This is a genomic window from Trichocoleus sp. DQ-U1 (assembly GCF_039961925.1).
Taxonomy (GTDB): Bacteria; Cyanobacteriota; Cyanobacteriia; order Cyanobacteriales; family FACHB-T130; genus FACHB-T130.
Genome location: NZ_JAMPKB010000024.1, coordinates 32,814 through 59,054, shown reverse-complemented (window position 1 = coordinate 59,054; position 26,241 = coordinate 32,814). Strand labels below are relative to the sequence as shown.

Below are 26,241 nucleotides of genomic sequence, written 5' to 3'. Positions count from 1 at the left end.
GTTATTAGAGGCGCGGCTGAAAGACAGTGTGACGTATTATTACACGCCAAACTTCACACTTCATACTTCATATTCTTGTTACCTTTTTACTTTAATCTGCTGCCGCAGTTCCTCGATCGTTCCTAATAATTCACTTTGAGCGATCGCACTCTGCTCTTTCGATGCCATCCACTTCAGCTTGACAGTTTGGTTCTCTGCTTCCTCTTCTCCCAAAACCAAGCAAGCAACTGCACCGCTACGGTCAGCCCTAGCGAACTGCTTTTTAAAAGCACTTCCACTCAGGTCTAGATCCACGCTAAACCCAGCTTGACGTAATTTTTGAGCCAATTGTAAAGCTTGGGATTCTGCTTTCTCGCCTCTGGAAACAACGTAAAAATCCAACGCCGGGACGGGTACCTCTTGCAGCTGTTGCAACAGGATGATCAAGCGTTCTAAGCCCATTGCCCAACCCACTGCTGGTGTCTTGGGTCCCCCTAGTTCTGCTACCAGCCCATCGTAGCGTCCGCCACCACAGACAGTTGCTTGCGCTCCCAGGTCGTCCGAGATAATTTCAAAGGCAATGTGGGTGTAGTAATCCAGACCGCGCACCAGACGCGGATTGAGTTGGTAAGCAATCCCCAAATCATCCAGACGTGCTTGGATTTGCTCAAAGTAACGACCAGAATCTGCACTCAGATAATCCAAGATACTGGGAGCATTTTGAACAATTGCTTGCGTCTCCCGATCCTTACTATCGAGTATCCGCAAGGGATTGCGACTCAGCCGTACCTGCGAATCTGGGTCTAACTCTTCTTTGTAGGGAGTCAGGTAATCTACCAGTGCTTGCCGGTAACGCTGTCGATCTTCAGGATTTCCGACTGAGTTAATATCCATGCGGAGATTTTTTAGACCGAGGGTTTGCAGAATATCGGTAGCGATCGCGATCACCTCTGCATCTGCCCTCGAATCGGCAGTCCCCAACACCTCTACACCCAGCTGGTGAAATTGCCGCTGTCGTCCGTTCTGGGGATTTTCGTAACGAAACATCGGCCCCAAATACCAGAGGCGCTGAATCCCACTTTTGACATCAAGCGCGTGTTCAATATAAGAACGCACAACCCCAGCCGTTCCCTCCGGTCTCAGGGTCATGGAATAGGGCTTTTCCCCCCGACTCTTGAAGGTGTACATTTCCTTTCCGACCACGTCTGTGGTTTCGCCAATCCCGCGCTCAAATAGCGCCGTCAGCTCAAAAATTGGGGTGCGAATTTCTTGATAAGCTGCTCTGCTTAGAATATCCCGTGCGGCCGATTCTACCCATTGCCAGTACCCGACTTCTTCGGGCAGAATATCCCGCGTTCCCTTTAGCGCTTTAATGCTTCCCATTGTTTAGATTTTTGATTTTAGCGAGTGTCATGAGTTTTTCACCCCCTGGATTTTAACTTTACCCCTTTCGGGGGTAGGGGGTTAGGTCATTGCAATGACGATAACTTCATGACACTGAAGATTTTAGATTTTAGATTTAATCTCATCTAAAATCCAAAATTTATTGGTTTTCCTCCCAAGGACAATAGCGCTGACTATAGTAGTCCAAAATCTGCGTGACCCATTGGTGACTCAATGAATCGGCATCTGCTGCATACTGAATCCACAAGCCGCCAACTTGGCTTTGATAATAGTCAAACGATTGCCCCGAAGGCTGGGGAACCAAACCTGTATCTACTCCTCCCACCTGACGCAAATGGGCAGTAATTTCCCGATATACCGCTAAGGGTAACCCAGGGAAGCGAATTTCATACCGCAGGCGTTCTCCTCCAGCAGTTTGCACCCTTTCAACTCCTACAACAACTGAATCGTGGTAATTGTTTAAGCTTGAGGAGAGCCATTGATTCCTGGCTCCTTAGCAGGAGCAACAGCCGTTGGTGTACCAGGTTGATCGGGCGTTGCAACTGGTTTTTCCCCAACCCGTCTGGCAACTTCTCTGCCGTATTGCTCCAGAATCACTACCGGACTGGCACCATTATTGACTTCAATCCGCTTGACTAGCACCTGTCCATTAGATAAGCGCTGTCCCACTCCAACGTAGCGACTTGGCTCGTTTGGTACCCTCACAATTGCCTGAGGTTCACCACCCACCTGAACCACTCCTGTGACTTCTACACTTCTTGCCAGGTTTGGTTCTGGTAGCGGTGGCAGTTTGGGTAGAAGTGGCGCGGGAGCAGGAATCCGAGGAGCCGTAACAATCGGGATTGGAGCTACACGGTTTCTGTTCCCTGGAGGTGTAGTGTTTCTCCCACGCGGAGGCACCCCATTTGGCCTACTGGGAGCGGGAGCGCGTGGTATTGTCCTCCCTCCGCCTGTACTCCCTTGACTGCCATTGCCTCCGCCTCGATTCGGTCTGGGAGGTCTGACATTGGGCAGGGGTGGCGGTACGGGAATGGGACGCCCGCTAGGAGTCAAACCCTGAGGAGGAGCTACACCAGGAGCCGGAAACGGAGGGGGAGGCGAACCCGAACCCGTCTCGTTTGGTGTCACTTCCACAATTGGTTTCAGGGGAACAAGTGCAAACGGATCTTGCCGCCCTTTCTGAATTTCTCGCAGCCGTGCATCAGAGTTCGTAGATGGAATCAAGCCAGAAAGCCCAGGAAGGGGCGGTTTTGGGGTAACTGTCGGAGGCTCGGTAAATGGCGGGGTTGTTGGTGAAACAGACGGAGCGGGAACTGGAACAATGCTAGGGCTAGGAGCTACAGCCGTATCCTCTCCCTGCGAACAGCCACCCGCTAACACAGCAAGTATTCCCAAAAACGCAATCCATGAATGTTGACGCATGACCAGTCTCCCAGTGCTTTACCTGCATCCGCCAATAGAAATTCCCTGTCTGCTTTCAACAGTTCTAATATATATGCGGATAATTTATTTTATTAAATGTGTGCAAAAACACCCATCTATATATTCAGTTTAGTGGACAGAGATCGATTCATCGCGTTTGTGTTCCTTATCTTCCAGGAATCGGGAATCTCAGTTTCCGGTTGTTGGAAGAATCAATCGTCAATCCCTACCATTGACTTTTTCAGTGCATCCAGTCCCTTTTTTACCCGCCGAGAAACTGTCACAACACTGATATCTAAGCGTTCTGCAACTTCTTTTTGCGTTAAGTCGTGTAAGAAAACAAATTCCAAGATTTCGCGGGTTCGCTTTTCTAGCTGAACTAAAGCTTGTTGCAGGCGAAGCTGGTCTTCTTGCGCTAACTGAAAACTCCGATATTGCGGGTCTGGGACGATTTCACCTAAGCAAGTTTCACCTTCCGAACCATCCCCTAGGGGTACATCTAAACTTACAAGTTCGCGGTTTTGAAAGGCCAACTTGATTTCCTGCCATTCTGCCTGTGAAATTTCTAGCTTTGCTGCCACCTCTGAATCGGTAGGAGGTCGGTTGTACTTCTGCTGGAAATACCGCGTCAAAGAAACTGCCTGATAGTGCAGTGCTTCCCAACGGCGAGGAATGCGGAATGAGCCGCCTTTATCCCGTAAATAGTGCTGAATTTCTCCGCGAATGTAGGGGATAGCAAAGGAACTGAAGGCGTGACCCTTGGACAAGTCAAAGCGCTCAATTGCTCGAATTAAGCCTAAACAGCCGACTTGAAGCAAGTCTTCATAACTTTCTGTACACTGATTAGTCCAGTGATGTGCTTCTTTTCTCACCAATCCAAAATTCAGTTTTACCAGCTGATTGCGAACAGTATCTAAACGATTTTGCTGGTACTCTCGCAACAGCCGTAAGCTTTCATGCTTCAGTTCAGGAGTGGCAGTGCTATACATATACGAAATTCAGTTGGTAGAGTGGCCCGGTTAAAAACGTTTGTTTCAGTTATATTCTGTTTTTGAAGTGGGTGCTGTGATACTAAACATAGGTTGCGATAACAAAACTTTAAGCCGGAAAGCGAACAAATGCAGTTGGGGAAACGCCCAGGAATGTAGCCTTTTCCCCAAATTGCGATAAGTTGCTTTCTTTTCCTCGCTTCAAAATTCAGTTTATTCTCTGAACCTGGTCAATTACAACAGCATTTTCACCGAGAAACTCTCTTGTGGGAATCACTCACATGATTGCGGAGTGTAGGCAGAAGGATTAAACAGCAGATGCTGACCTTGCTAAGGAAAAGAAAAAAGGGGTTCCAAACCCCTTTTCTTCACCTGCCAGCAAAGCCAAGCCGCGTGGCTCGGTGCTAACGAGCAGATTTAAGCCTGATCTGGTGAAATCCGAGCATAGAAAATGCCGCGAATTTTCACTTCCTTAGCTTCGCCAGCGCCTAGATCGGTATCGGATGGCTGTTCGCTCTCAAATGTACCGGCAATTTCACCTGTGGCGTTATCCACTTTAGCGACTTGGAGAGAAATTTCGCCCTTAAGGGTTTCAGCACGCTTCACATTGGCACGTGTCAGTGCTTCCTGATCGGCTTGACTGGGGAGTGCTACTGCATTGTCATAACCAGTGACAACACCGCGACCCTTGGGATCGAGGAAAGCTGCTCCCCGATAGGAGGGAACGTTAAACTCGCCTTCAAAGTCAGTCGAGGTGTTAATACTGTCCATTCCTGGCTGGCTTTTGGCAACCAGATTTTTGATCGTGAATAGAAAGGGTACTCGCTCACCACCCGGTAGCTGGACGGTAATGGCTTGGAAGTCGAGACCATCCTGTTCAATAAAGGTCAAACGACGATCTTGATCAACTTGCAATTTACCCAGCACCTGGTCGATGCTAGAAGTAAACCGGGTCAACAACTTACCCTGAACGAATTGGGCGGATTGACGTTTGTTTGTAGATTCTTCTTTGACAAAGAAGCTGGTTGGCTGTAAGCACAGATTCGTCAAAGCATACGACTGTCCAGGCTGAATGGGAATGGCACCGCGTGTCGTTTCTGACAGTTGCGGGCAGTTATTCGCAAGCCCGGTACCTCGAATTTGGTCGTAAGTGAGTGGAGTGGGAACACTGGTCGCAGCTGCTGGACCTTCACTACAAGCAGTTAATACTCCCAAGCACAAAGCTAGGAAGGCAACAATGAAAGCGCGATACCTCATGGTCAACCTCAAATATTTAATCTAGGAATCCCTACCAGTAGAATCTGATATTGGGCTTAAGTTACAACAGACAAAAGTGAAATTCTTAATCAGGCTCGGAATGGTTCGGCTCAGAATCTCTACAGTGAATTTTACAAGGCTTTGTGTTGCCTTTATCCTGAAGCTCAGTGTAAATTGACCATTCCAGTCAGTGAAAGACTCGGTTAAAGTTGAGTTGATCAAACGGAGTAAAGGGGATGGCGTGAACAGCGATCAGAATTTAGAATTGGGGCTTTTGAAGCCGGAACTGCAAGCGATCGCTACTTCTGTTCGCGCTTTGGCACAGACTTGCCAGGGGGATACTCTGGCTCTGTTGGCGTTGCTGCGGGCGTTAGAAAGTTGGCATCGTGAGATTCGAGATACTGTGTTTCAAGCGTCTTTACCGGATAATCGTCAGGCTCTATATGCCCTGCTGAAGGATATGGAAGAAGAAGGCGGCTGGCCCTATATTGAGCGCATGAAGGTGCGATCGCTGTTGGAAAAGCTCTCAGCCGCAGAATCGCCCAATTCTTCACACCCTCTACCACTGGAGTCAGAAACTCACCCACCTCAGCCTGGTTGAAGTTACACGGTTGAAGGCAAAACTCTTTCACTGGCGTGGCTCTAGGCGTGTGAACTTGTCAATCTTTATTGGGCTATAGAGTACAACAAATGCTAAGATCCTCCAGTTATTAATGCAATCTCTGAACACTAACCCCCTGCTTAATTTATGCCGGTTGCTGTTAATCCGATTAAGTTTGGTACAGATGGCTGGCGAGGCATCATCGCCGCAGAGTTTACGTTTGAGCGGGTGGCTTTGGTAGCACCGTTGGCGGCACAAGTCCTGGCAAATGTCTATGGCGAGACGACGGGTAGCCGCACAATTATTGTGGGTTATGACCGGCGCTTTATGGCGGAAACGTTTGCCCGTAAAGCGGCCCAAGTCGTGCAAGCAGCCGGATTTGAGGTGCTGCTGAGCAGTAGTTATGCCCCCACACCGGCATTCAGCTGGGCGGCTTATCAACGGAGAGCTTTGGGAGCTTTGGTGATAACCGCTAGTCATAATCCCGGATCATATTTAGGGTTAAAAGTCAAGGGTGCATTTGGAGGATCGGTACCTCCGGAAATTACTCAGCAGATTGAAGCGTTGTTAGAGAAGGAACCGTCACCTGACTCGACGATGGCGGGAAGCTTCGAGATGTTCGACCCGTGGCCCAATTACTGCGAAGCACTACGGGCGAAAGTCGATATTGCTTGCATTCAGGATGCGATCGCCCAACATAAGCTTGCTGTCTTTGCTGATGTGATGCACGGTGCTGCTGCGACAGGACTAGAACAACTGCTGCAAACGCCAATCCAGGAAATTAATAGTTCCCGCGATCCTTTATTTGGTGGCAGTGCACCGGAACCTTTGCCGCGTTACCTTTCCCAGATGTTTCGGCAGATGCGGACTCACCGACGCCGCAGCGGTGATGGGTTGGCAGTGGGGTTTGTATTTGATGGAGATAGCGATCGCATTGCGGCTGTCGATGGACAGGGAAATTTCCTCAGTTCCCAAATCCTCATCCCAATTTTGATCGAACATATGGCATCTCGGCGGGGATTGACGGGAGAAGTCGTGAAAACGGTGAGTGGTTCCGACTTGTTTCCCCGCGTAGCCGCCCTGTACAATCTGCCGGTGTATGAGACGCCTATTGGATACAAGTACATCGCCGACCGGATGTTAATGACTCAGGTGTTAGTCGGCGGTGAAGAGTCAGGAGGGATTGGCTACGGCAATCATATTCCAGAACGGGATGGGCTGTTGTCAGCGCTGTATCTGCTAGAAGCGATCGCGCAATCAGGAATGGATCTCAGCGATCTTTACCAGCGCTTGCAGGAGAAAACTGGCTTTCATTCTGCCTACGACCGCATTGACCTACCATTAGCGAGTATGGAAGTGCGATCGCGCCTGCTAGAACAATTACAAAATACACCCTTAACTGAGATTGCCGGTCGGTCGGTAATTGATTGCCTAACGATTGATGGTTATAAGTTCCGGTTAGCCGATGATAGTTGGTTGATGATTCGCTTCAGCGGAACCGAACCCGTTTTGCGGTTGTACTGCGAAGCGCCAACGCTGAAACAAGTTCATCACACCTTAGAGTGGGCGAACAAGTGGGCGAATTCAGTTTAAACCCTACAAAGTATCTAGCTCGGTACCCAATGCCCGTAGTTTCGCAACAAAAAGGAATCGGCTCAAGCTTGAGCCGATTCCTTTTTGTAAATAAGCAAAAATAAATTTCAATGCTGAGTAAACCAGACACTTTAAACACTCCTTTTGGTGCATGATTAGGAATGCAGAATGCCAAAGAATTGCATCATTTGCTTATATAAGTCTTGGTTTTCCTATTCAATATAAAGACGGATATAAGTTGTATATTTTAGCACTGATATAGAGACTGTCAAAACGGTTGGCTTGCTGCTGACAATATCCCTCCTTACTACTAAACAGATATAAACAGATAAAAACGGACTTAGCCAAATTTGCTCCTTTCTGTGGCAATCTGAGAAACAGAGAGGAAAGCCAAAATTAAAGAAAAGGTTATGCAAACCCTGCCCAATCCAAGCACTACCAGTGCATCTTCCAGTCAACCCTCCTTTGAAACCACTATCAAGCGGCGCAAAACTCGTCCCGTCAAGGTGGGAAATGTCACGATTGGCGGCAACTACCCAGTGGTAGTGCAGTCGATGATTAATGAAGACACGCTTGATATTGATGGGTCGGTTGCCGGAATTCGCCGCCTGCACGAGATTGGCTGCGAAATTGTCCGCGTTACCGTGCCAAGTATCGGTCATGCCAAAGCTTTAGCGGAAATCAAGCATAAATTAGCTCAAACCTATCAACCAGTGCCCCTGGTCGCTGATGTGCATCACAACGGCATGAAGATTGCCTTGGAAGTTGCCAAGCACGTTGATAAGGTGCGGATTAATCCAGGGTTGTATGTATTTGAAAAGCCAAAAGCGGATAGAACGGAATATACCCAAGCTGAATTTGATGAAATTGGCGAAAAAATCCGCGAAACTTTAGAACCCCTGGTAGTTTCCTTGCGAGATCAGGGTAAGGCAATGCGAATCGGGGTAAATCACGGTTCTCTTGCTGAAAGAATGCTGTTTTCCTACGGCGACACCCCCGAAGGGATGGTGGAATCTGCCCTAGAATTTATCAAAATTTGTGAATCTCTCGACTTCCGGAACCTGGTAATTTCTCTGAAAGCCTCGCGGGTGCCAGTGATGTTAGCCGCTTATCGTCTGATGGCACAGCGGATGGATGCGCTAGGCATGGATTATCCCTTGCATTTGGGCGTCACTGAAGCGGGTGATGGCGAATACGGACGGATTAAGTCTACCGCAGGCATTGCGCCTCTGCTTGCTGATGGGATTGGCGATACGATTCGAGTCTCAATCACTGAAGCACCGGAAAAGGAGATTCCCGTTTGCTACAGCATTCTGCAAGCTCTGGGATTGCGGAAAACGATGGTGGAATATGTCGCCTGCCCCTCATGTGGGCGGACATTGTTTAATCTAGAAGAAGTGCTGCACGAAGTGCGGGAAGCCACCAAACATCTTACAGGTCTGGACATAGCAGTCATGGGATGTATTGTCAATGGTCCCGGAGAAATGGCGGATGCCGACTATGGTTATGTTGGTAAACAGCCCGGTTACATCTCTCTGTATCGTGGCAGAGAAGAAATCAAAAAAGTGCCAGAGTCTCAAGGAGTTGAAGAGTTGATTAATTTAATTAAGGCAGATGGACGTTGGGTCGATCCTTAAGTAAGTGCTGAGTGGTGAGTGTCGAGACAAAAGTTAATTCAAAACTCACAAAATAATAAGTGTTGAGGAAAGCATTAATTTAAAACTCAATCGCGAGAAATCGCGTTTTTACAGCTCAAAACTCAAAACTCTCTACTTCCGGACTTGCACTTAGTGCAGCTGGATAAATAATTGCGCTCTCCGGCTTCCATATATGGCCTGTGCTAGAGTTAGCGTAATTCCTTGGCAGTAGTTTCCCCCCGGCTCAGAAAGGATCATGGTAATTACAAAACGCGGGCTCGTTCTCGGTGCGACAGCACTGGTTTTATCGACTGTTGCTGTTACGGGCGCTGGTATTCATCTGTCTCAAGGTCAGGCTTTTTTTCGTGAAAGTCCCAAGGAACTTGTAGATGAAGTATGGCAGATTATTGACCGCAGTTACGTAGATGGCACCTTTAATAAAGTCAATTGGCGGTCAGTTCGTAAAGACTACCTGAATCGGTCTTACCCCAGCAAGAAGGAAGCCTATGAGGCGATCCGGGAGATGCTGAAAAAGCTGAACGATCCCTACACCCGCTTCATGGACCCGGAAGAGTTCAAGAGCATGCAGATTGATACTTCTGGGGAATTAACTGGCGTTGGCATTCAACTCGCTCAAGATGAGAAATCGAAAAAGCTAACGGTTATTGCGCCAATTGAAGATACACCAGCGTCTAAGGCTGGTGTTCTGGCAAAGGACACTATCACTAAAATTGATGGCAAGAGTACCGAGGGCATGGATGTCAATGATGCTGTGCGCCTGATCCGAGGACAACCAGGAACGCAAGTAACCTTGACCATTCAGCGGGGCGAAAAGGAATTAGTATTTCCTCTGAAACGAGCGCGGATTGAAATCCATCCGGTGCGCTCTAGCAAGCAGAACAGTCCTACGGGTGAGATAGGCTACATTCGCCTGAATCAGTTTAGCGCCAATGCTGCTAAGGAAATGGCAGATGCGATTAAGGGTTTAGAACGGCAGAAGGTAAATGGCTACATTCTGGATCTGCGTTCTAATCCAGGTGGATTACTCTACGCCAGTATTGAGATTGCCCAGATGTGGTTAAAAGACGGCACAATTGTCTCAACGGTGGATCGTCAGGGCGAAAGGGAGCGAGAGAAAGCGAATAATCGCGCCCTCACAGATAAACCGTTGGTGGTGTTGGTAGATGGCGGCTCGGCGAGTGCTAGTGAAATCCTCTCTGGGGCGTTGCAGGATAACAAGCGAGCTGTTTTGGTAGGGACAAAAACCTTTGGTAAAGGCTTGGTGCAATCGGTGCGGGGGCTGGGGGATGGTTCGGGACTAGCGGTGACGATCGCTAAGTATTTCACTCCCAACGGGCGCGATATTAATCAGGCGGGGATCAAGCCGGATGTGGTGCTGGAAATGACGGAAGAGCAGCGCAAGGCATTGCAAGCCGATCGCAATAAAATCGGCAGTGCTGACGATCCTCAATACGCTAAAGCGCTGGAAGTGCTGAATCAGAGGATTGCCGCCCAGCGAGGGAACCAGGCGCAGAAATAGTTTTGAGTTATGAGTTTTGAGTTAAAATTCCAAACTCAAAACTCATAACTTATTGGGGTTGGCACTTTCCAGCGCGAATTAAGCCGACGCGACGAGCGATCGCTTCCGCTTGAGAATCAAATGGTCCCCATCGTTCCACAAAAGCTGATTTATCCTCTCCTTCGACTTGTTCGCTGGAGAGGATTTCGCATTTTCCTTCTTGGCGCTTGACAATATACCAGATTTGTGTAGCAGTCATTCGGTGAAGATTCGCAAAAAACGCCTTGAAGAGTAGCTTAGTGATGAGTTTTGAATGATGAGCAATTAATTCAGAATTCAAAATTCAAAACTCATAACTTTTCTAGTTAATGTGCGCCGTTGCCGTTTCCAGAAGTTGCGATCGCGCGTTCAACCAGCTTGTCTGGAACTTCTTGGAGATGGTCGTACTTCCAGTGAAAGAAGCCGACGCCCATTGTAAGCGATCGCAATTCCACAATAAAATTGTGCATCTCTGCTTGGGGTAAGTAAGCAGAAATGCAATCCCAACCGGGCCAATCTGACTTCCCTTCGTAGCCGAGAATTTGTCCCCGACGTCCGCTGACTAGCTGGAGAACCTTAGAGGTAAATTCGGCTGGGGCACACGCCTGAATCGCGGTAATCGGTTCTAGGAGCGTTGGTTCGCACTTGGGCATTCCTTCCTGCATCGCAATCCGGGCTGCCTGTTTAAACGCTTGTTCAGAACTATCAACCGAGTGGTAAGAACCATTCGTCAGCGTCACCGCTACATCGACCACGGGGAAGCCCAAGGGGCCATGTACCAAATACTCCCGAACACCCGTCTCAACGCCAGGGATATACTGTCTCGGTACGACGCCACCGACAATTGTTTGACTGAAGTTAACGCCTTCGCCACGCGACAGCGGCTTGATATCCAGATAAACATCGCCAAACTGTCCGTGACCGCCACTTTGGTGCTTGTAGCGCCCGTGAATCGAGGATGCGGGTTTGCGGATGGTTTCTTTGTAGGGTACGCGGGGCAGGTGAGTCGTCATTGGCAGGTTGTACTTGCGCCGCAGTCGGTCGAGGGCAACTTGCAGATGAATTTCACCTTGACCCCAAAGGATGACTTCGTGGGTGTCTCCATGTTGTTCCCAAGCTAGGGAGGGGTCTTCTTCTAGCAGCTTTGTGATGGCGCTGCTGAGTTTAACTTCATCGTTGCGTTTTTCGGGCGTAATCGCTAAAGCAAAAACGGGTGCCATTTGCTCGGCTTTGGGGAGTTCGGTCGCCAGTGGGTCGCCGGAAGCGGTCAAGGTATCGCCTGTTTTAATTCCCTCTAAGCGTCCCAAGACAACAATCTCACCGGCTTCGGCTGAAGTCAGCGGCTGTTGTTGCTGACCCATCAGACGATACAAGCCACCAGTCCGAACGCCATTGAGGACAATTCCATCAGTCAACGTGCCCTGCCACACCCGCACCAGGGAGATTTTCCCGCCTTGAGGAGTGTAATAGGTTTTAATCGCTTGTGCGAGGGGGGCATCGGCATGGAGAACGATTCCCCGACGTTCGGCAGTGGTGGATGGATCGGGTGCTTCTCGCAACAACGCTTCCAGCAACGGTCGCACTCCGTAATCTTGCTCGGCAACGCCCAGGAATACAGGCACGATTAAATCTGCCCCTAACTCCATCTTCAAGTCTTGGAGAATTTCTTCTTGGGGCGGGTTAATTTCTTCTAGCAGTTCTTCTAGCAGGTGGTCGTCAAAATTTGCCAATTCCTCCAGCATTTCGGCACGGGCGGCTTGTTCCTGCTCTTTGAGGTTATCTGGCATCGGCACCGGGTCGGCGGCGGCACCAGGATGGTAGTGATAAGCTTGTTCGCTCACCAGGTCGATAAAGCCGCTGAGCTGTTCGCCTTGACCAATGGGATACTGGTGTGGGATCACGGGGCGACTGGAGACCGTTTTTAGGGCGTGCAGCACGTCCATGAAGTTGTTGTTCGCCCGATCCATTTTGTTGATGAAGACTAGGTGCGGAATTTCCCAGTCGTCGAGGAATTTAAATAGCGGCGCGAGAGTCATGACGCGATCGCTCACGGGTTCGCACACGACAATTGCTGCATCGACGCCAATCAGAGCATTGTAGGTTTCTTGAGCAAATTCAACCGATCCGGGACAATCGACAAAGGTGAAGCGGACACTGTCGTACTCGGTGCTGGCAGTTGATACTTCCACGCTCATGTGGCGATCGCGTGCCTCTTGGGAACTATCTCCCACCGTGTTACCGTCTGAAGTGCGACCTTTGCGGGAAATCGCACCCGTGACGAAAAGCAAACTTTCCAGTAACGTAGTTTTGCCACTTAAATAGGGGCCAACAATTGCAACATTGCGTACCCCGGACATGACTTTTTCGTTCATGATTCACCCCCAACAAAATAAAAAAGATGTAGAGATGTGAGCGATCGCATGGGTATACGGGATTGATGCCATTGGCAGCTCCCGGAGAATTTTTGCCCTCCCGTGCCGATGGCGATCGCTGTTAACAGTTAGATGGAATTTTGTATCCCTGAATGTGAGGTTAGCGCGTTCTAGGGGCAATGACTGAGAAATTGCAATTTCTTTTAAAGCAAACCCAGCAAAAACTTAAGTTGAATGAATCAGTATAAATTAGCTATAAATTTTATGAATATATGCAACAAATAACCGCAAATTTGTTAGAAGAAAATCTGAATGAGTGGGCGACAAACGTAACAATTGTAAAGAGGTGACACGGAGAATGAGAACGTACCAGCAGATGAGATGGATAGCTGGAGGGTTAATACTGTTACTGGGTGGGAGGATGACGCCAGCGGTGGCTGGGACACCCGCGACGCCGGTACAAATCGCTCAAGCTCAATCGGCGGTGGACTTGATGAATCAGGGACTCCAGCTGATCGGTCAAGCAAAAACACAAGAAGCGATCGCCTCTTTTCGACAAGCCGCCAAACTCGACCCCAAACTGGCACCCGCGCATTACAACTTGGGGCTGGCTTTGCGTCAGGTGGGGCAATTGCAGCCAGCAGCGGATGCCTTTTACCAAGCAGTTCAAGCCGATCCTAACTTTGCTCTCGCCTATGCCAATTTGGGTGCAGCGCTGCTTGAGGGAAACAACTTGCAGCAGGCGGGTGATTATTTGTCACGGGCACTGGAACTCAACCCACAGTTGGGAGTTGCTCATTACAATCTAGGTTTGGTAAGGGAACAGCAGGGAGATGAGGAACGAGCGATCGCATCTTTTAAACAAGCGATGCAGTTGAGTCCCAACGCACCAGAACCTGCTTATCATTTGGGACTCGCTTATCTACAACAAAACAACCTGAACGAAGCAAAAAAGGCATTCCAGCAAGCCATTAAAATCAGCCCTAAATATCCAGAAGCCCACTATAATCTCGGTTCCATCCTGATGAATCAGGGGAATTTAGACGAAGCTCTCGCCGCCTTTCGCAAGGCAGCAGAGGCTAATTCTAACTACCCCAATGCCTACTACGCTGCTGGGTTAGTCTTCCTGCGCCAAGGTCGTTACAGTGACGCCCAGCAAGTTTTGCAATATGCCAAACAGCTTTACACTGCCCAAGGGAATACCCAGTGGGCTTCTAATGCAGAGGAATTATTAAAGCGATCGCAAAACCCCTAAACAATTAAAAATTAGTTTTTTAATCTTTAATTGTTTCCCCGATGCACTCTAACCCGCTTATTCGGGTCTTGCTTCTTCACCCAAGACAAAAACTTCTCCATTTGCGGCTCATCCTTCAGCCTATCCAAAGAATTAAGTTCCTGGGCTAATCGCGTATTGTCAAATAAATTATGTATTTGCCGATGGCAGGCAGAACATATCTTTGCAGTCGGCCCTGGATCTTCATTTTTCCGTTTAGTTTTCTGCCTGGGAATCAAGTGATGGACGGTCAACCGCTCCACTTCTCTTTCACACAACTCGCAAATCATGTTTGGCACAAAAAAACTATTATGATCCTAAAAAATATTTTTCACCTGCTGCATTTTCTGTTTAATTAACCTATAGTTGCAGCCCTCTGGACTTATAAAGGGCAAAAAAATAGTCATACAGCATTACCAACAGTAAAGGAAGCAAAATCATGGGATTATCTGATGGCGCTAACCGCTCGCTCAGAGCGCAAATGAACGACCTTATCAACCAAGCTGGAGGTTATGAAGAAATCCTAGAGTGGGCTATCCTGAAAATGCAGGAAGAATTAGAGCATTCCCGTCAAGCTTTGAGCAGTGCAACTGTTCGCCAAAACCGCACCCAGCACCAGTACGACGAAGCCCAGGCAGAAGCGGAAAAATGGGAGCGACGGGTTAAACTTGCATTGGAAAAAGGGCGTTCAGATTTAGCGCTTGAAGCACTACCTCGTCAGAATACTAACCAAGAAATGGTTAGGAGATTGAAAGTTCAGCTAGACCAGCTAACGGTTCAAGTAAAAACTCTTAAAAAGAATTTAACTGCTCTTGAGAGTAAAGTTGATCAAGCTAGAACCAAACGAGACCACCTCCAGATAGCTGCTGTCAAGGTCAATGAACCGTTGCCAACTATCGGCGCTGAGATTATATTGCTTGAGGAAAACCCTGGAGAGATTCTAGAGGAAGCTATCTCGGACACTCAGCAGGCTATTGCTAATGCAATTACCGATTGGGAAAGACTTCAGCAACAATACAACCAAGCTGAGGAAGAAACTAGCCACTGGTATCAACAGGCTCAGATAGCTCTGCAAAAAGACGATGATAATTTAGCTTTTCAAGCTCTGATCAGCAAGACAGTTCAAGGCAAAATAACTATTGCCCTCAAAACTCAGCTCGTTCGGCAAGTGGCAATATTAGAACTCTTAAAGCGAAACTTAATGGCTCTAGAAAATGTCAAGGGCAAGCTTGAGGCACAGGTATCCGCTGAAATCGATGATGAGTGGGATGATGATTTACTGGTTATAGATGCTGACATATGTCTACCTTCCCCTGACCAAACAGCTGTCTCTAAATCAAATTCAGCGGTTAATTTGGAATAAAAATTGCTGCGAGTTGGCTCCGCGCACACTTCGCCAACACCACTCGGTCTCCTTTAGGCTCTCACTGTTTGATCTGACCTAGTCGTGAAGGCTGCCATCCGGCATGATGGCTCCACTCAAATTAGCTTCGCTGAGGTCGGCTCCACTCAAATTGGCTCCACTCAAATTGGCTCCACTCAAATTGGCTCCACTCAAATTAGCTCCACTCAAATCTACCCAAACCATATCTGCCTTGCTCAAGTTAGTACCGCTCAAGTTAGCTCCACGCAGATTAACCCCAGGAAGGTTCGCTCTACTCAGGTCTAGCCCTGCCAGCAATACATTCGGGGCAATCAACAATGCTCCTGCTAGTTTTGGATCAAACTCTTCGGGAAACTTAGTTTGTTCGTTGTAGAGCGCTCTCCGGAAGTTCGTTCCCTCCAAGTTGGCCTCACTCAAGTCAGCTTCATAGAGATGGGATGCACTCAGATTAGCCTCATTCAGATTAGCTCCACTCAGGTCAGCTCCCCGCAGGTCGGCTAAACTCAAGTTAGCTTCACTCAAGTCAGTTCCAATCAAGTCAGCTCCAATCAAGTCGGTTAAACTCAAATTGGCTTTCGTCAAGTCGGTGCCAATCAAGTCGGCTAAACTCAGGTTGGCTGCAATTAAGAAGGCTCCAAACATTTCAGCTCCACTCAAATCGGCTCTACGCAAGTCTGCCTCACACAAGTCGGCTTCCTCCATGTGGGTTGCGGCTAGGGTGCATCGGCTCAGAATCGCTCGACTCAAGGTAGCTTTTTTTAAGTTGGCTCCACTAAAATCCGCCTGACTGAGATTTACCCCACTCAGGTCGGCTCCACTTAGGTCGGCTAGACAAAAATCTCTTTCGCCCTCTACATATTTCCTCAGTAGTTCATCTGCGTCCATCGATTCATACCAATTTGCGGAACAGTTGCATGATTTTCAATCGGGAAAGTCGCTGACTGTCTAAGATTTTCAACCCAAAATCCCAAACCCCAAATCTAAAATTTTAGGACTCCTTCCCGCCTCCAATCAGTAGAGTAACTTTTCCTCATAAAAAAGCCCCCAATTGGGGGCAAGCTTTGTCAAAAAAGCAAAAACAAAGATTCAAATCAGATAGAGGATGGTGAACAAAATAATCCACACAATATCGACGAAGTGCCAATAAATCTCTGCGGCTTCAACGCCAAAGTGGTGTTCGCTGCTGTAGTGACCGGGTTTTAAACTGCGCCACAAAACGGCAATCATCGCCCCTAGTCCTAAAAGAACGTGGAGACCGTGGAAACCAGTCAGAACATAAAACGTGCTGGCAAACAAGTTAGTGCTGAGGCCAAATTCCAAATGGGTATACTCGTAAACCTGACCCCCCAGGAAAATCGCTCCCATCAGGGCAGTTGCGGCAAACCAAGTCCTTAAACCTGCCACATCGTTCTTTTTGATGGCAGTATCCGCATTGTGGATCACGAAACTGCTAGAAATCAGAATCAGTGTGTTGATTCCGGGCAGTAATAGCTCTAACTTTGGCGTTCCTTCCGGGGGCCAACTGGGTGCCACAGCGCGAAAGGCGAGATAGGCGGTAAATAAGCCGACAAAGATCATGCCTTCCGCAATCAGAAACACAATCAGCCCCTGGATGCGGAAATCATGATGTTCTACGCCGTGGGCTTCCACAGTCGCTTCTGAGTTGTGGTGATAGTTGAGGGCAGTTTTCGCTGGGTCAATCGTTGAACCTTGCATGAATCTCCTCTAGAAAGAGTTGGATACGTAATGGGTAGTGGAGAATCGGTAATAGGTCATCGTTTCCCGATTACCGATTACCATTACCGATTGTGACTTTCTCCTTGGCGGTCATCGGGATTCACCGCCACTGCGGGATCGGGATCGGCACGGAGAGCCGAGTCAGGGCCAGCAGCCAAGACTGGATTTCGAGGCTCGTCAAAGGGCACCTCTACTTGAGTGCGGCGATCGCCCATCCCATAGTCATAAGGCCCAGTGGCTAACACTGGGTCTTTTTCAAAGTTTTCCGGTGGCGGGGGCGAGGTTGTCATCCACTCTAGGGTCAGTCCTTGCCAGGGGTTATCAGGTGCCTTGGGACCCGCTATCCAACTCCAGCAGGCATTAACAATGAAAGGAATGGTGGAGACGGCGAGGATGTATGCCCCAATCGTGCAGATCACGTTGAGAGTGGTAAATTTCGGGTCATACGAAGCAATCCGTCGGTTCATCCCTTCTAGACCTAGCTTGTGCATCGGCAGGAATGCCATATTGAAGCCAACCAACATCAGGACAAAGTGAACTTTGCCCCAAGTTTCGTTCAGCATCCGCCCCGTCATCTTGGGGAACCAGTGATAGAATCCGGCATAAATGCCGAAAACACTGCCGCCAAAGAGGACGTAGTGCAGGTGAGCCACGACAAAGTAGGTGTCGTGAACGTGGATATCAAAGGGCACAGCTGCCACCATGACGCCACTGATGCCGCCGATGACAAACATGGAGATGAAGCCCATTGCGAACAGCATGGCGCTGTTCAGGCGCAGTTTGCCGCCCCAAATGGTTGCCAACCAGCTAAATACTTTGATCCCGGTAGGGACAGCAATCACCATTGTGGTGATCATGAAAAACATCCGCAACCAGGCAGGGGTGCCGCTGGTAAACATGTGGTGCGCCCAGACGATTAGCCCCAAAAAGCTGATTGCCAGACTGGAATAAGCGATCGCTTTATAACCAAAAATCGGCTTGCGGGCGTGAACCGGCAAAATTTCAGAGATCATCCCGAAGAAGGGGAGGATCATGATGTAAACCGCCGGGTGGGAGTAAAACCAGAATAGGTGTTGATACACGATGGGATCGCCCCCCCCGGTCGGGTTAAAGAAGGACGTACCCACCAGCAGGTCAAAGGATAGTAGAATCAGTGCCCCTGCTAATACAGGCGTAGCGATAAGAGCCAATGCAGAAGTGGCGAGCATTGCCCAGCAGAACAAGGGCATTTGATTCCACCCCATCCCTGGCGTCCGCATCTTCCAGATGGTGACGAGAAAATTGATCGCTGCCAGGATCGAAGAGGTCCCCAGGATCAGGACGCTGAGAATCCAAATCGCTTCACCGGGTTTGCCACTAACAACGCTCAAGGGGGGATAAGAAGTCCAACCCGCACCGGGTGCCCCGACCAAGAAACTGCTCAACAGCAGCAACCCGGCCGGTGGGATGATCCAGAAGGCGATCGCATTCAGTCTCGGAAACGCCATATCCCTTGCCCCAATTAGCAAGGGCACCAGGTAATTCCCAAAGCCGCCGGTTCCCGCAGGCACGATCCACAAGAAGATCATCACCGTCGCGTGAACCGTAAATAAGCTGTTGTAAACATCTGGGGCGACAAAATCGGACTCTGGGGTTGCCAGTTCCGTGCGAACGGCTGTTGCCAGGACTCCACCAATCAAATAAAAGATAAACGTCGTGACCAGGTATTGAATCCCAATCACTTTGTGGTCGGTACTAAAGCTAAAGTATTCTCGCCAATGCGTTACCTTCGGTTGTTCACCGTGGGCTGGTAGATTTGCTTTTTCTTGAAGCTCTACTTGTGTCATCTCAAATTCAGAAGTTAAGGGGGGTCAGAAGAGTTTTGAGTTTTGAATTTTGAGTTTTGAATTAAATAAAAGATTTTTACGAGAACTTTTTTAACTCACAACTCAACACTCATCACTCATCACTCTCTTACTCAGTGGTGGTGGAGAGGGTGTAGAGTTTCGGCATCGATCCCCATTTCACTGGCGTAGGGAGCCAAAAACTCAGCATCTGAGCGTTCTGCGGGGTTTACTGCCACCGCCCGATCGAGAGCCTCCGAACTGGCAACTTCTTGCTGCTCGGCAAGCCAATTCTGGAAATCTTCGGGGGTCTGAACAATGACCGTTGTCTTCATGACTCCATGATAAGCACCACAGAGTTCCGCACAAATGAGCGGATACTCACCGAGTCTGTTGGGTGTAAACCGCAGCTCAGTTTGGCGTCCTGGAACCGCATCCTGCTTGAGGCGAAACTCAGGCACCCAAAAAGCGTGTATAACATCATTTGCCGAGATGTTCAATTTCACTTCCCGTCCAAGCGGAAGATGCAATTCGCCCGCTGTCACATCGGTTCCGGGGTAGCTAAAAAGCCAAGCAAACTGTAGACCCGTAACATTCACATAAAATTCTGGATCTTGACCTTGCTTGTCAGGTGTGGGACCAATGCGACCGGAAGTTACGCCTACATCGGCTGAATCCCGCAGTTGAGGAAGCTCCTTGCGGACTTTTGCCGTAGCGGGGTCTTCTAAGACTTTATCTTGCAGCTGCTGATTGCGATTTTCAGTGTCCGTGGCGTTTTCAGCCTCTGTTAAGGTAGCTGCAATCGCCGCTCCAGGCATTTTGGCAACCTGCTGATGACTCGGAGCGTGAGCAACCGAATGATCCATCGGATTCAGTCCGCCGATTTGACCATAAACCTCAAAACTGTAAATCGAGATTCCCAGGACGATCACCGCTGGAATCGCCGTCCACAAAATTTCTAAGGGAACGTTGCCATGCACGGGTGGCCCGTCCGTATCATCGCCAGGACGTTGCCGAAATCTAATTGCCGCAATGATAATTATTCCCTGAACCAGCAGGAACAGACCTGTGGAAATGGTCATCATCGCGTTAAACAGCCTGTCGATTAGGGTTGCTTCTTCAGAGGCTGCTATCGGCAAAAGACCGTGGTTTTGACCGTACCACAGGCTGACAAGGGTCAGCACAATGCCAACCAGTAAAGTTAATATCGAGCTTGGGATTTTCACGGGCTTTGTCTTGGATTTGGTGCAATTCTAAACAAAACAGTGTGGGCTGATGCCCAGACCGATTTGGTCTATCTAGACTGCCTCGAAGTGAAGCTGCCTTTGTGTTCGATCTTAGGAAATCAGTAAGAGCCTCATTAACCACGGTAAGGCAGAGATCCCATAAAGGTGAGCCAATCTGAGTTATCTTTTGGAATTTTTTTGGGATCGCCGCCATTTTCAGGAAAGGTACCAGCAGACAAAGCCATTTCCGCTAGGATGAATCCTGGGAGGCGTCTCCCGCCCTGTCAGGGATTCGGGATTTAGAGCTAGAAGATTGCTTCTGGATTCTAGCGGTTTTCTCTTTGAATACCAGTATTCTTTTTTACAATGAAATACCTAATTTAGAAGAAATCTAAAAATTTTAGCTACCAAGATGATTGCATTGCCGTAATTCGCCTCAATTTCCGCAAAATCTCGGCAATTGGAAGAAATTCCTAAAGCGGTGGCTGATGATGCAACGGGGTCATTAGAGTGGTAGCTAGAGCCGGTCATCTTCCTCCATTCAGATGCTAGGTTGGAATTGAGCGGATACTCTGATTTGATTGGTGAAAAATTAGCTTTTTGAACGCTATGACAGAATCCGTCCTTCATCAGGATGTTCGCACTCCGGAGGATTCCCACCCTAGGGACAAGATCCGTCGCTTGGTGTTTCGGTTGGGCGTAGCTACGCTGATTTTGATGGCGATTGGGAGTGCCACGAGGGTGATGAATGCTGGGCTGGCGTGCCCGGATTGGCCTCTATGCTACGGTCAACTGGTGCCTTCTTCGCAGATGAATCTTCAGGTGTTTCTGGAGTGGTTTCACAGGTTGGATGCATCGGCGATCGGCTTAGGCGCGATCGCGCTAGCAGTTCTTTCCTGGTGGCATCAGCGATCGCTCCCCAAATGGCTACCTTGGGCGTCCACCTTCGCACTCTTTTTAGTCGTATTTCAGGGCGTCTTGGGGGGACTGACGGTTACGCAACTGCTGCGTTTTGACATTGTCACCGCTCACCTGGGAACAGCATTGTTGTTTTTTATCACCCTCCTGACAATCGGCGCGGCACTCTTGCCTTATCAAGGCACCGGCACGGTTGGAAAATTGCCGTGGGTGAGTTTAACGGCTGCAATTTTGGTCTATCTACAAAGCCTCCTGGGTGGATTAGTGGGTTCTCGCTGGGCGCTCCATCAGTGCTTTGGGGCGCAAGAGTTGTGTACGGTGATGAATAGCCACATTGCGGGTGTCGTTCCCCCAACTTTAGCGATCGTCGCTGTCGTGCTTTTGGCATGGCGCACACCCGCACTGCACCCGATGCTGCGCCGTCTGGCTAATCTGGGTGGTGGTTTACTGGTGTTACAAGTGATTCTCGGTGTGGCGACCTTCCGCTTGCACCTCCAAGTAGAACCACTGACCGTCGCTCACCAGGCAGTCGGAGCCGCCTTACTCGGAACGCTTGTTGCTTTTACTGTTTTGGCGTTGCGCGATCGCGCCAGTGTCATTCCAAACCCTTCCGTATAGCTCTTCATCGATCTACACCCCTTCGGGTGGGACTCCACAAACAAAGCCTGCGCTCGTTTACCCTTGAGCGATCGCGTTGCGGCAGGCTAAGTAATTTAGGAAAAAATAAATAATGCAGGAAATGATAGTTGGAACCGATGTCTCCCGCAGACACCAAAACTTCCTAGAGGTCATTCAGAGTTACTACCAGCTGACAAAGCCCCGAATTATCCCGCTGCTGTTGATCACAACGGCGGCGAGTATGTGGATGGCATCAGATGGACAGGTAGATCCGCTGTTGTTATTGGTGACGATGGCGGGTGGGACTCTCGCTGCCGCATCTGCTCAAACCCTCAACTGCATCTACGATCGCGATATCGATTATGCAATGGAGCGCACCCGCCACCGCCCGATTCCTTCCGGTCGGGTGCAGTCCCGCGATGCGCTAATTTTTGCAATTGTCCTGGCTTGTCTCTCTTTCACCTTGCTGACCGTCTTCGCCAACCTGCTCAGTGCCCTGTTGGCAATGTCAGGCGTTGTCTTCTACATGGGCATCTACACCCACTTGCTAAAACGCCACACCACGCAAAACATCGTGATTGGCGGTGCCGCAGGAGCGATCCCGGCGCTAGTCGGTTGGGCATCTGTTACCGGCACCTTAAGCTGGGCAGCTTGGCTGCTTTTTGCGATTGTGTTTGTGTGGACGCCTCCCCATTTCTGGGCGTTAGCTTTAATGATTCGAGATGACTACGCCAAAGTCAGGATTCCGATGCTGCCAGTGGTTGAAGGTGAAGTGGTCACGACTCGGCAAATCTGGCTGTACACCCTGATTATGGTGCCGATGACGTTGCTGCTGGTTTATCCTTTGGGGGCGTCTGGTATTGTTTATGGGATTTTTACCTCTTTCTTGGGGAGTATCTTTATTAAGAAAGCATGGCAATTATTGCAGTCACCTGGAGATAAACAGGTCGCGCGCTCGCTTTTTAAATACTCTATCCTCTACATGATGCTGCTCTGCACCGGCATTGTCGTCGATAGTTTACCAGTGACGCATCAATTCACCGCATTTGTTGGCGAACATGTCCAGACATTCATTAGCGCGATCGCAATTTTGCAATGATCCCGCGATTAGAAATCGCATCTAAACAAAAAAACCCGCCTTGGCGGGTTTTTTGCATTGAAAGCGATCGCGCTTTCTCTATCTCACCTATGGGAAGGGCGCGATCGCTGATACCTATACTTGTCTGGCGCTATATTGTCCTGAGATGTCACTGTACGGGCTTTTCGCCTTTCAAAGGATGAATTCAGTACGGTGGGAGTATAAATCCTGATGAGGGATTGAAATACAATAGAAACAAAGAGTGTTTAGATTTGTTAATTTGGGACATCTATGGCTCCCGCTGTTTTAATCGAAAAGCTTCAGAAACGCTACGGCTCAGTAGAAGCCGTTAAAAATGTTTCCTTTCAGGTAGAACCTGGTGAAATTTTTGGTCTATTGGGGCCGAATGGTGCCGGGAAAACGACAACTCTGCGGGTCTTGTGTACCCTGACAAAACCCGATGCTGGCAAAATTGAAGTTTCTGGCATCTCCGTTGTAGATAACCCCAGAGGGGCACGGCAACGCTTGGGCTATGTAGCTCAGGAGGTCGCCTTAGATAAGGTGCTGACGGGGCGGGAACTCCTGCAACTACAAGCCGCGCTGTATCACCTCCCCGGTGCTGTGGCGAAACAGAGAATTGAGGCGGTGCTGAGCGTCTTGGGATTGCAAGAATACGCTGATAAAAAAACTGGCACCTACTCTGGCGGTTTACGCAAGCGCCTCGACTTAGCCGCTGGGTTGCTGCATCAGCCAGATGTCTTAGTTCTGGATGAACCAACCGTAGGGCTAGATATTGAAAGCCGTGTAGTCGTGTGGGATTTCTTGCGCCAGTTGCGAGCATCCGGGACAACGGTGCTGATTACCAGCCACTATTTAGAAGAAATTGATGCTTTAGCCGACCGAGTGGCGATTATCGACCGAGGGGTGGTAATTGCCTCTGGGACGCCTTCTGAGTTGAAGGATCGGGTGGGAGGCGATCGCATCACCCTGCGTATCCGCGAATTTTCTCCTATTGAGGAAGCAGAGAAAGCGAAAAATATGCTGCAATCTCTGCCCTTTGTCCAAGAAGCAATCATCAATAGCGCTCAGGGGAATTCCCTCAATTTAGTCGTAACGCCCCAAAGCGACGCGCTGATGACGATACAGCAATCTCTACAAGCCGCTAATTTACCGATTTTTGGCATTGCCCAAGCTAGACCTAGCTTAGATGATGTTTACCTCGCGGCTACGGGTAGAACCCTTATGGATGCAGAACTTGCAGCAGCGGGTAGCCGCGATCCGAAGGCAGAGAAAAAGCAGAATATGCGGTAGAGACAGCTTTTACACCACCAAGCTACCAAAATCCTACATCCAAAATTGATATGAGCAGTACGATAACTCCTCCTAAACCTGATATCCGGTTGCAGCCAGAGGCAGCGGGTAAATCTAATGCCGGTGCTGCATCCAGCCTCGTTAGCGACTTTATTCAAGAAACTCTGGCTTTAACGAAGCGCTTATTCATTCAATTGCAACGGCGTCCCTCGACGCTCGTGGCGGGAATTATCCAGCCTTTGATGTGGCTGGTTCTATTCGGGGCGCTGTTTCAAAATGCTCCTCAAGGCATTTTTGGTAATGACTTGAGCTACGGACAATTTCTCGGTGCCGGGGTGATTGTTTTTACCGCCTTTGCCGGGGCACTGAATGCTGGATTGCCAGTAATGTTTGACCGGGAATTTGGCTTTCTCAACCGCTTATTAGTCGCTCCTCTGGCATCTCGATTTTCGATTGTGGCTGCCTCAGCTATCTATATTGTGACGTTGAGCTTAATCCAAGCGGCAGTGATTGTTGCAGCCAGCGCTTTTCTGGGAGCTGGTTTACCCAATCTTTTAGGCTTGGGCGCGATCGCATTGATTGTTCTGTTACTGGTTCTGGGTGTCACCGCTTTGAGCTTGGGTTTAGCTTTTGCTTTGCCCGGTCACGTCGAGCTGATTGCTGTAATTTTTGTTACCAACCTGCCTTTACTGTTTGCCAGCACAGCTCTCGCCCCACTATCTTTCATGCCCAATTGGTTGCAGGTTGTCGCAACGCTTAATCCTCTAAGCTATGCGATTGAGCCAATTCGTTATCTGTATCTCCACAGCGATTGGGCACTCAGTAGTGTCGTCATGCAAGCGCCTGGGGGTGCTGTAACTTTTGGCACTGCGATATTGGTGCTTCTCGGTTTTGATGCAGTAATATTATTAGCAATTCAGCCACTGCTGCGTCGTCGGTTTGCTTAAGAATCGTCTTGAGTGATGAGTACGGAGTCTTGAGTGAGTTTTGAGTTATAAAGTTGAACATAGAGATCAATTTTTTCGTCTTTATTCAAAACTCAAAACTCACAACTTTCGTAGCGTGTTTCGCCCCAAATTGTCATGAATAAAAAAACTAAACTGGTTCTCGGTGTCCTGGCTGGCATGGGATTCGTCTCCTGCTTGCTGCCTCAATTGACTCTGGCTCAATCAACCCTGTCGCAACCAGGAGCGGTCAGTCCCGCAGACACTTTCCAAGAGCAAAATACAGACCCATTTTCTCGGACGAATAACGGCGGTGCGTCTGGTGTCTTTGACTTGATGCATCGAGCCACCTTGGGCAACATTCGCAGTATGGACGAGTTTAATACTGACCAGAAGAATAATCTGAATACTGCCGCCGATCAGTTCCGACGTCAACAACTACAACTTCTTGGTACTCCCAATCAGGCAGCACCTGTAGCACCTGTCACTCCAGCAAACTCAGTAACACCCGCCTCTTCGACGCCATAACTAATTACTATTCAAATAGTCCTGTGATGGAGAAGCCCGGTTTCCTTAAGGAAATCGGGCTTCTCGGATTATTTCTAGCGACTAAAGTCGTCGGCTCAAGAAGCCAGTGCCGCTAAGATATCCTGAGCATGACTACCCGTGTTGACGCTGGAATCAACGTGAACGATCTTGCCAGTGCCATCAATCACGTAAGTTACGCGCTGGGCATAACCGCTACTTCCTTCAACGTCATAAGCTTTGATAATGCTGCCATCGACATCTGCCAGTAGGGGAAAAGGCAAATTGAACTTCTCGGTGAATTTCTGGTGAGATGCTTCATCATCCTTACTAACGCCCAAGACGATAATATCTTTGCCTTGATAGTCTGCATAGGCATCTCGAAAGCTACAAGCTTGTTTGGTACAGCCGGGTGTATCATCTTTGGGATAAAAATACAAAATCACGGTTTTTCCCGCCAAATCAGACAACGAGACAGTGTTCCCATTGGTATCTTTGGCGGTGAAAGCGGGTGCCGTTGTACCGACTGCTAGAGCCATAAATTCTATTTCCTACTCAGTTATGATTGTTTGGTGAAAATCAAATTTTACAA

The 26,241-nt window shown here is 49.0% G+C and carries 24 protein-coding genes; 11 read left to right on the top strand and 13 right to left on the bottom strand.

Annotation, left to right across the window (positions count from 1 at the left end):
• Nucleotides 1-78: 78 nt before the first annotated feature.
• From hisS to NDI34_RS12425, 5 genes are all read right to left on the bottom strand, one after another.
• Complete coding sequence (gene hisS, locus NDI34_RS12445; protein ID WP_190684029.1) at nt 79-1,362, bottom strand: histidine--tRNA ligase; 1,284 nt, start codon at nt 1,360-1,362, stop codon at nt 79-81.
• Between the two features lie 160 nt (nt 1,363-1,522).
• Nucleotides 1,523-1,804, bottom strand: a complete 282-nt coding sequence (locus tag NDI34_RS12440) for a hypothetical protein (RefSeq protein WP_348232800.1) — start codon at nt 1,802-1,804, stop codon at nt 1,523-1,525.
• A gap of 38 nt (nt 1,805-1,842) precedes the next feature.
• The gene (locus tag NDI34_RS12435) at nt 1,843-2,805 is read right to left on the bottom strand and encodes a hypothetical protein (protein WP_348232799.1); all 963 of its coding nucleotides are present in this window, start codon (nt 2,803-2,805) and stop codon (nt 1,843-1,845) included.
• 212 nt (nt 2,806-3,017) lie between these two features.
• Nucleotides 3,018-3,794: an RNA polymerase sigma factor SigF gene (locus NDI34_RS12430; protein ID WP_190410989.1), complete on the bottom strand. Its 777-nt coding sequence runs from the start codon at nt 3,792-3,794 to the stop codon at nt 3,018-3,020.
• Between the two features lie 417 nt (nt 3,795-4,211).
• Nucleotides 4,212-5,051, bottom strand: coding sequence for a photosystem II manganese-stabilizing polypeptide (locus NDI34_RS12425; RefSeq protein WP_190410988.1), 840 nt, complete (start codon nt 5,049-5,051; stop codon nt 4,212-4,214).
• Between the two features lie 241 nt (nt 5,052-5,292).
• On the opposite strand from NDI34_RS12425, the gene NDI34_RS12420 reads away from it, so the two are divergent.
• The 4 genes from NDI34_RS12420 to ctpC all read left to right on the top strand — a co-directional run bounded on the left by NDI34_RS12420 (nt 5,293) and on the right by ctpC (nt 10,422).
• Entirely contained in the window at nt 5,293-5,652 is a 360-nt protein-coding gene (locus NDI34_RS12420) for a hypothetical protein (RefSeq protein ID WP_190411053.1), read from the top strand.
• 147 nt (nt 5,653-5,799) lie between these two features.
• Nucleotides 5,800-7,245, top strand: a complete 1,446-nt coding sequence (locus NDI34_RS12415) for a phosphoglucomutase/phosphomannomutase family protein (RefSeq protein ID WP_348232798.1) — start codon at nt 5,800-5,802, stop codon at nt 7,243-7,245.
• A gap of 410 nt (nt 7,246-7,655) precedes the next feature.
• The gene (ispG, locus tag NDI34_RS12410; RefSeq protein WP_190410986.1) at nt 7,656-8,882 is read left to right on the top strand and encodes a (E)-4-hydroxy-3-methylbut-2-enyl-diphosphate synthase; all 1,227 of its coding nucleotides are present in this window, start codon (nt 7,656-7,658) and stop codon (nt 8,880-8,882) included.
• Nucleotides 8,883-9,138: 256 nt separating this feature from the next.
• Nucleotides 9,139-10,422: a carboxyl-terminal processing protease CtpC gene (ctpC, locus tag NDI34_RS12405; RefSeq protein ID WP_190410985.1), complete on the top strand. Its 1,284-nt coding sequence runs from the start codon at nt 9,139-9,141 to the stop codon at nt 10,420-10,422.
• A gap of 49 nt (nt 10,423-10,471) precedes the next feature.
• On the opposite strand, the gene NDI34_RS12400 is transcribed toward ctpC, so the two are convergent.
• On the bottom strand, nt 10,472-10,660 hold the full coding sequence (locus NDI34_RS12400) for a DDE transposase family protein (RefSeq protein ID WP_190430219.1): 189 nt from the start codon (nt 10,658-10,660) through the stop codon (nt 10,472-10,474).
• A 106-nt stretch (nt 10,661-10,766) separates the two neighbouring features.
• Nucleotides 10,767-12,812: an elongation factor G gene (locus NDI34_RS12395; RefSeq protein ID WP_190529825.1), complete on the bottom strand. Its 2,046-nt coding sequence runs from the start codon at nt 12,810-12,812 to the stop codon at nt 10,767-10,769.
• A 358-nt stretch (nt 12,813-13,170) separates the two neighbouring features.
• Between NDI34_RS12395 and NDI34_RS12390 the strand changes: the two genes are divergently transcribed.
• Entirely contained in the window at nt 13,171-14,067 is an 897-nt protein-coding gene (locus NDI34_RS12390) for a tetratricopeptide repeat protein (protein ID WP_190430221.1), read from the top strand.
• A 26-nt stretch (nt 14,068-14,093) separates the two neighbouring features.
• On the opposite strand, the gene NDI34_RS12385 is transcribed toward NDI34_RS12390, so the two are convergent.
• Nucleotides 14,094-14,375, bottom strand: a complete 282-nt coding sequence (locus NDI34_RS12385) for an HNH endonuclease (RefSeq protein ID WP_348232811.1) — start codon at nt 14,373-14,375, stop codon at nt 14,094-14,096.
• A gap of 149 nt (nt 14,376-14,524) precedes the next feature.
• Between NDI34_RS12385 and NDI34_RS12380 the strand changes: the two genes are divergently transcribed.
• Complete coding sequence (locus tag NDI34_RS12380) at nt 14,525-15,448, top strand: PspA/IM30 family protein (RefSeq protein WP_348232797.1); 924 nt, start codon at nt 14,525-14,527, stop codon at nt 15,446-15,448.
• Nucleotides 15,449-15,526: 78 nt separating this feature from the next.
• Here the strand turns inward: NDI34_RS12380 and NDI34_RS12375 are convergent, their stop codons facing one another.
• From NDI34_RS12375 to NDI34_RS12360, 4 genes are all read right to left on the bottom strand, one after another.
• A complete protein-coding gene (locus tag NDI34_RS12375; protein WP_190410979.1) occupies nt 15,527-16,354 on the bottom strand; it encodes a pentapeptide repeat-containing protein in 828 nt (275 codons plus the stop codon).
• 201 nt (nt 16,355-16,555) lie between these two features.
• The gene (locus NDI34_RS12370) at nt 16,556-17,185 is read right to left on the bottom strand and encodes a heme-copper oxidase subunit III (RefSeq protein WP_190410978.1); all 630 of its coding nucleotides are present in this window, start codon (nt 17,183-17,185) and stop codon (nt 16,556-16,558) included.
• Nucleotides 17,186-17,268: 83 nt separating this feature from the next.
• Nucleotides 17,269-19,032, bottom strand: a complete 1,764-nt coding sequence (gene ctaD / locus NDI34_RS12365; RefSeq protein WP_190410977.1) for a cytochrome c oxidase subunit I — start codon at nt 19,030-19,032, stop codon at nt 17,269-17,271.
• A gap of 131 nt (nt 19,033-19,163) precedes the next feature.
• On the bottom strand, nt 19,164-20,255 hold the full coding sequence (locus NDI34_RS12360) for a cytochrome c oxidase subunit II (RefSeq protein WP_190430223.1): 1,092 nt from the start codon (nt 20,253-20,255) through the stop codon (nt 19,164-19,166).
• 609 nt (nt 20,256-20,864) lie between these two features.
• Between NDI34_RS12360 and NDI34_RS12355 the strand changes: the two genes are divergently transcribed.
• From NDI34_RS12355 to NDI34_RS12335, 5 genes are all read left to right on the top strand, one after another.
• Nucleotides 20,865-21,791 carry a heme A synthase gene (locus NDI34_RS12355; RefSeq protein ID WP_348232796.1) on the top strand — a complete coding sequence of 309 codons (927 nt, stop codon included), beginning with the start codon at nt 20,865-20,867 and terminating at the stop codon, nt 21,789-21,791.
• Nucleotides 21,792-21,903: 112 nt separating this feature from the next.
• Complete coding sequence (locus NDI34_RS12350; RefSeq protein ID WP_348232795.1) at nt 21,904-22,890, top strand: heme o synthase; 987 nt, start codon at nt 21,904-21,906, stop codon at nt 22,888-22,890.
• A 270-nt stretch (nt 22,891-23,160) separates the two neighbouring features.
• Nucleotides 23,161-24,180, top strand: a complete 1,020-nt coding sequence (locus NDI34_RS12345) for an ATP-binding cassette domain-containing protein (protein ID WP_190683998.1) — start codon at nt 23,161-23,163, stop codon at nt 24,178-24,180.
• A gap of 50 nt (nt 24,181-24,230) precedes the next feature.
• Nucleotides 24,231-25,127, top strand: coding sequence for an ABC transporter permease (locus tag NDI34_RS12340; RefSeq protein ID WP_348232794.1), 897 nt, complete (start codon nt 24,231-24,233; stop codon nt 25,125-25,127).
• Nucleotides 25,128-25,262: 135 nt separating this feature from the next.
• Nucleotides 25,263-25,652: a hypothetical protein gene (locus tag NDI34_RS12335; protein ID WP_348232793.1), complete on the top strand. Its 390-nt coding sequence runs from the start codon at nt 25,263-25,265 to the stop codon at nt 25,650-25,652.
• A 95-nt stretch (nt 25,653-25,747) separates the two neighbouring features.
• Here NDI34_RS12335 and NDI34_RS12330 read toward each other — a convergent pair whose 3' ends face one another.
• The gene (locus tag NDI34_RS12330; RefSeq protein WP_348232792.1) at nt 25,748-26,188 is read right to left on the bottom strand and encodes a peroxiredoxin; all 441 of its coding nucleotides are present in this window, start codon (nt 26,186-26,188) and stop codon (nt 25,748-25,750) included.
• Nucleotides 26,189-26,241: the final 53 nt, after the last annotated feature.

Bases quoted from the DNA above. Each gene is read 5' to 3' on its own strand.
- NDI34_RS12340 (WP_348232794.1), top strand. From the start codon at position 24,231: ATGAGCAGTACGATAACTCCTCCTAAACCTGATATCCGGTTGCAGCCA.
- ctaD (WP_190410977.1), bottom strand. From the start codon at position 19,032: ATGACACAAGTAGAGCTTCAAGAAAAAGCAAATCTACCAGCCCACGGT.
- hisS (WP_190684029.1), bottom strand. From the start codon at position 1,362: ATGGGAAGCATTAAAGCGCTAAAGGGAACGCGGGATATTCTGCCCGAA.
- NDI34_RS12400 (WP_190430219.1), bottom strand. From the start codon at position 10,660: ATGACTGCTACACAAATCTGGTATATTGTCAAGCGCCAAGAAGGAAAA.
- ctpC (WP_190410985.1), top strand. From the start codon at position 9,139: ATGGTAATTACAAAACGCGGGCTCGTTCTCGGTGCGACAGCACTGGTT.
- NDI34_RS12430 (WP_190410989.1), bottom strand. From the start codon at position 3,794: ATGTATAGCACTGCCACTCCTGAACTGAAGCATGAAAGCTTACGGCTG.
- NDI34_RS12415 (WP_348232798.1), top strand. From the start codon at position 5,800: ATGCCGGTTGCTGTTAATCCGATTAAGTTTGGTACAGATGGCTGGCGA.
- NDI34_RS12390 (WP_190430221.1), top strand. From the start codon at position 13,171: ATGAGAACGTACCAGCAGATGAGATGGATAGCTGGAGGGTTAATACTG.
- NDI34_RS12350 (WP_348232795.1), top strand. From the start codon at position 21,904: ATGCAGGAAATGATAGTTGGAACCGATGTCTCCCGCAGACACCAAAAC.
- NDI34_RS12370 (WP_190410978.1), bottom strand. From the start codon at position 17,185: ATGCAAGGTTCAACGATTGACCCAGCGAAAACTGCCCTCAACTATCAC.
- NDI34_RS12395 (WP_190529825.1), bottom strand. From the start codon at position 12,812: ATGAACGAAAAAGTCATGTCCGGGGTACGCAATGTTGCAATTGTTGGC.
- NDI34_RS12435 (WP_348232799.1), bottom strand. From the start codon at position 2,805: ATGCGTCAACATTCATGGATTGCGTTTTTGGGAATACTTGCTGTGTTA.
- NDI34_RS12355 (WP_348232796.1), top strand. From the start codon at position 20,865: ATGACAGAATCCGTCCTTCATCAGGATGTTCGCACTCCGGAGGATTCC.
- NDI34_RS12330 (WP_348232792.1), bottom strand. From the start codon at position 26,188: ATGGCTCTAGCAGTCGGTACAACGGCACCCGCTTTCACCGCCAAAGAT.
- ispG (WP_190410986.1), top strand. From the start codon at position 7,656: ATGCAAACCCTGCCCAATCCAAGCACTACCAGTGCATCTTCCAGTCAA.
- NDI34_RS12335 (WP_348232793.1), top strand. From the start codon at position 25,263: ATGAATAAAAAAACTAAACTGGTTCTCGGTGTCCTGGCTGGCATGGGA.
- NDI34_RS12345 (WP_190683998.1), top strand. From the start codon at position 23,161: ATGGCTCCCGCTGTTTTAATCGAAAAGCTTCAGAAACGCTACGGCTCA.
- NDI34_RS12385 (WP_348232811.1), bottom strand. From the start codon at position 14,375: ATGATTTGCGAGTTGTGTGAAAGAGAAGTGGAGCGGTTGACCGTCCAT.
- NDI34_RS12375 (WP_190410979.1), bottom strand. From the start codon at position 16,354: ATGGACGCAGATGAACTACTGAGGAAATATGTAGAGGGCGAAAGAGAT.
- NDI34_RS12425 (WP_190410988.1), bottom strand. From the start codon at position 5,051: ATGAGGTATCGCGCTTTCATTGTTGCCTTCCTAGCTTTGTGCTTGGGA.
- NDI34_RS12380 (WP_348232797.1), top strand. From the start codon at position 14,525: ATGGGATTATCTGATGGCGCTAACCGCTCGCTCAGAGCGCAAATGAAC.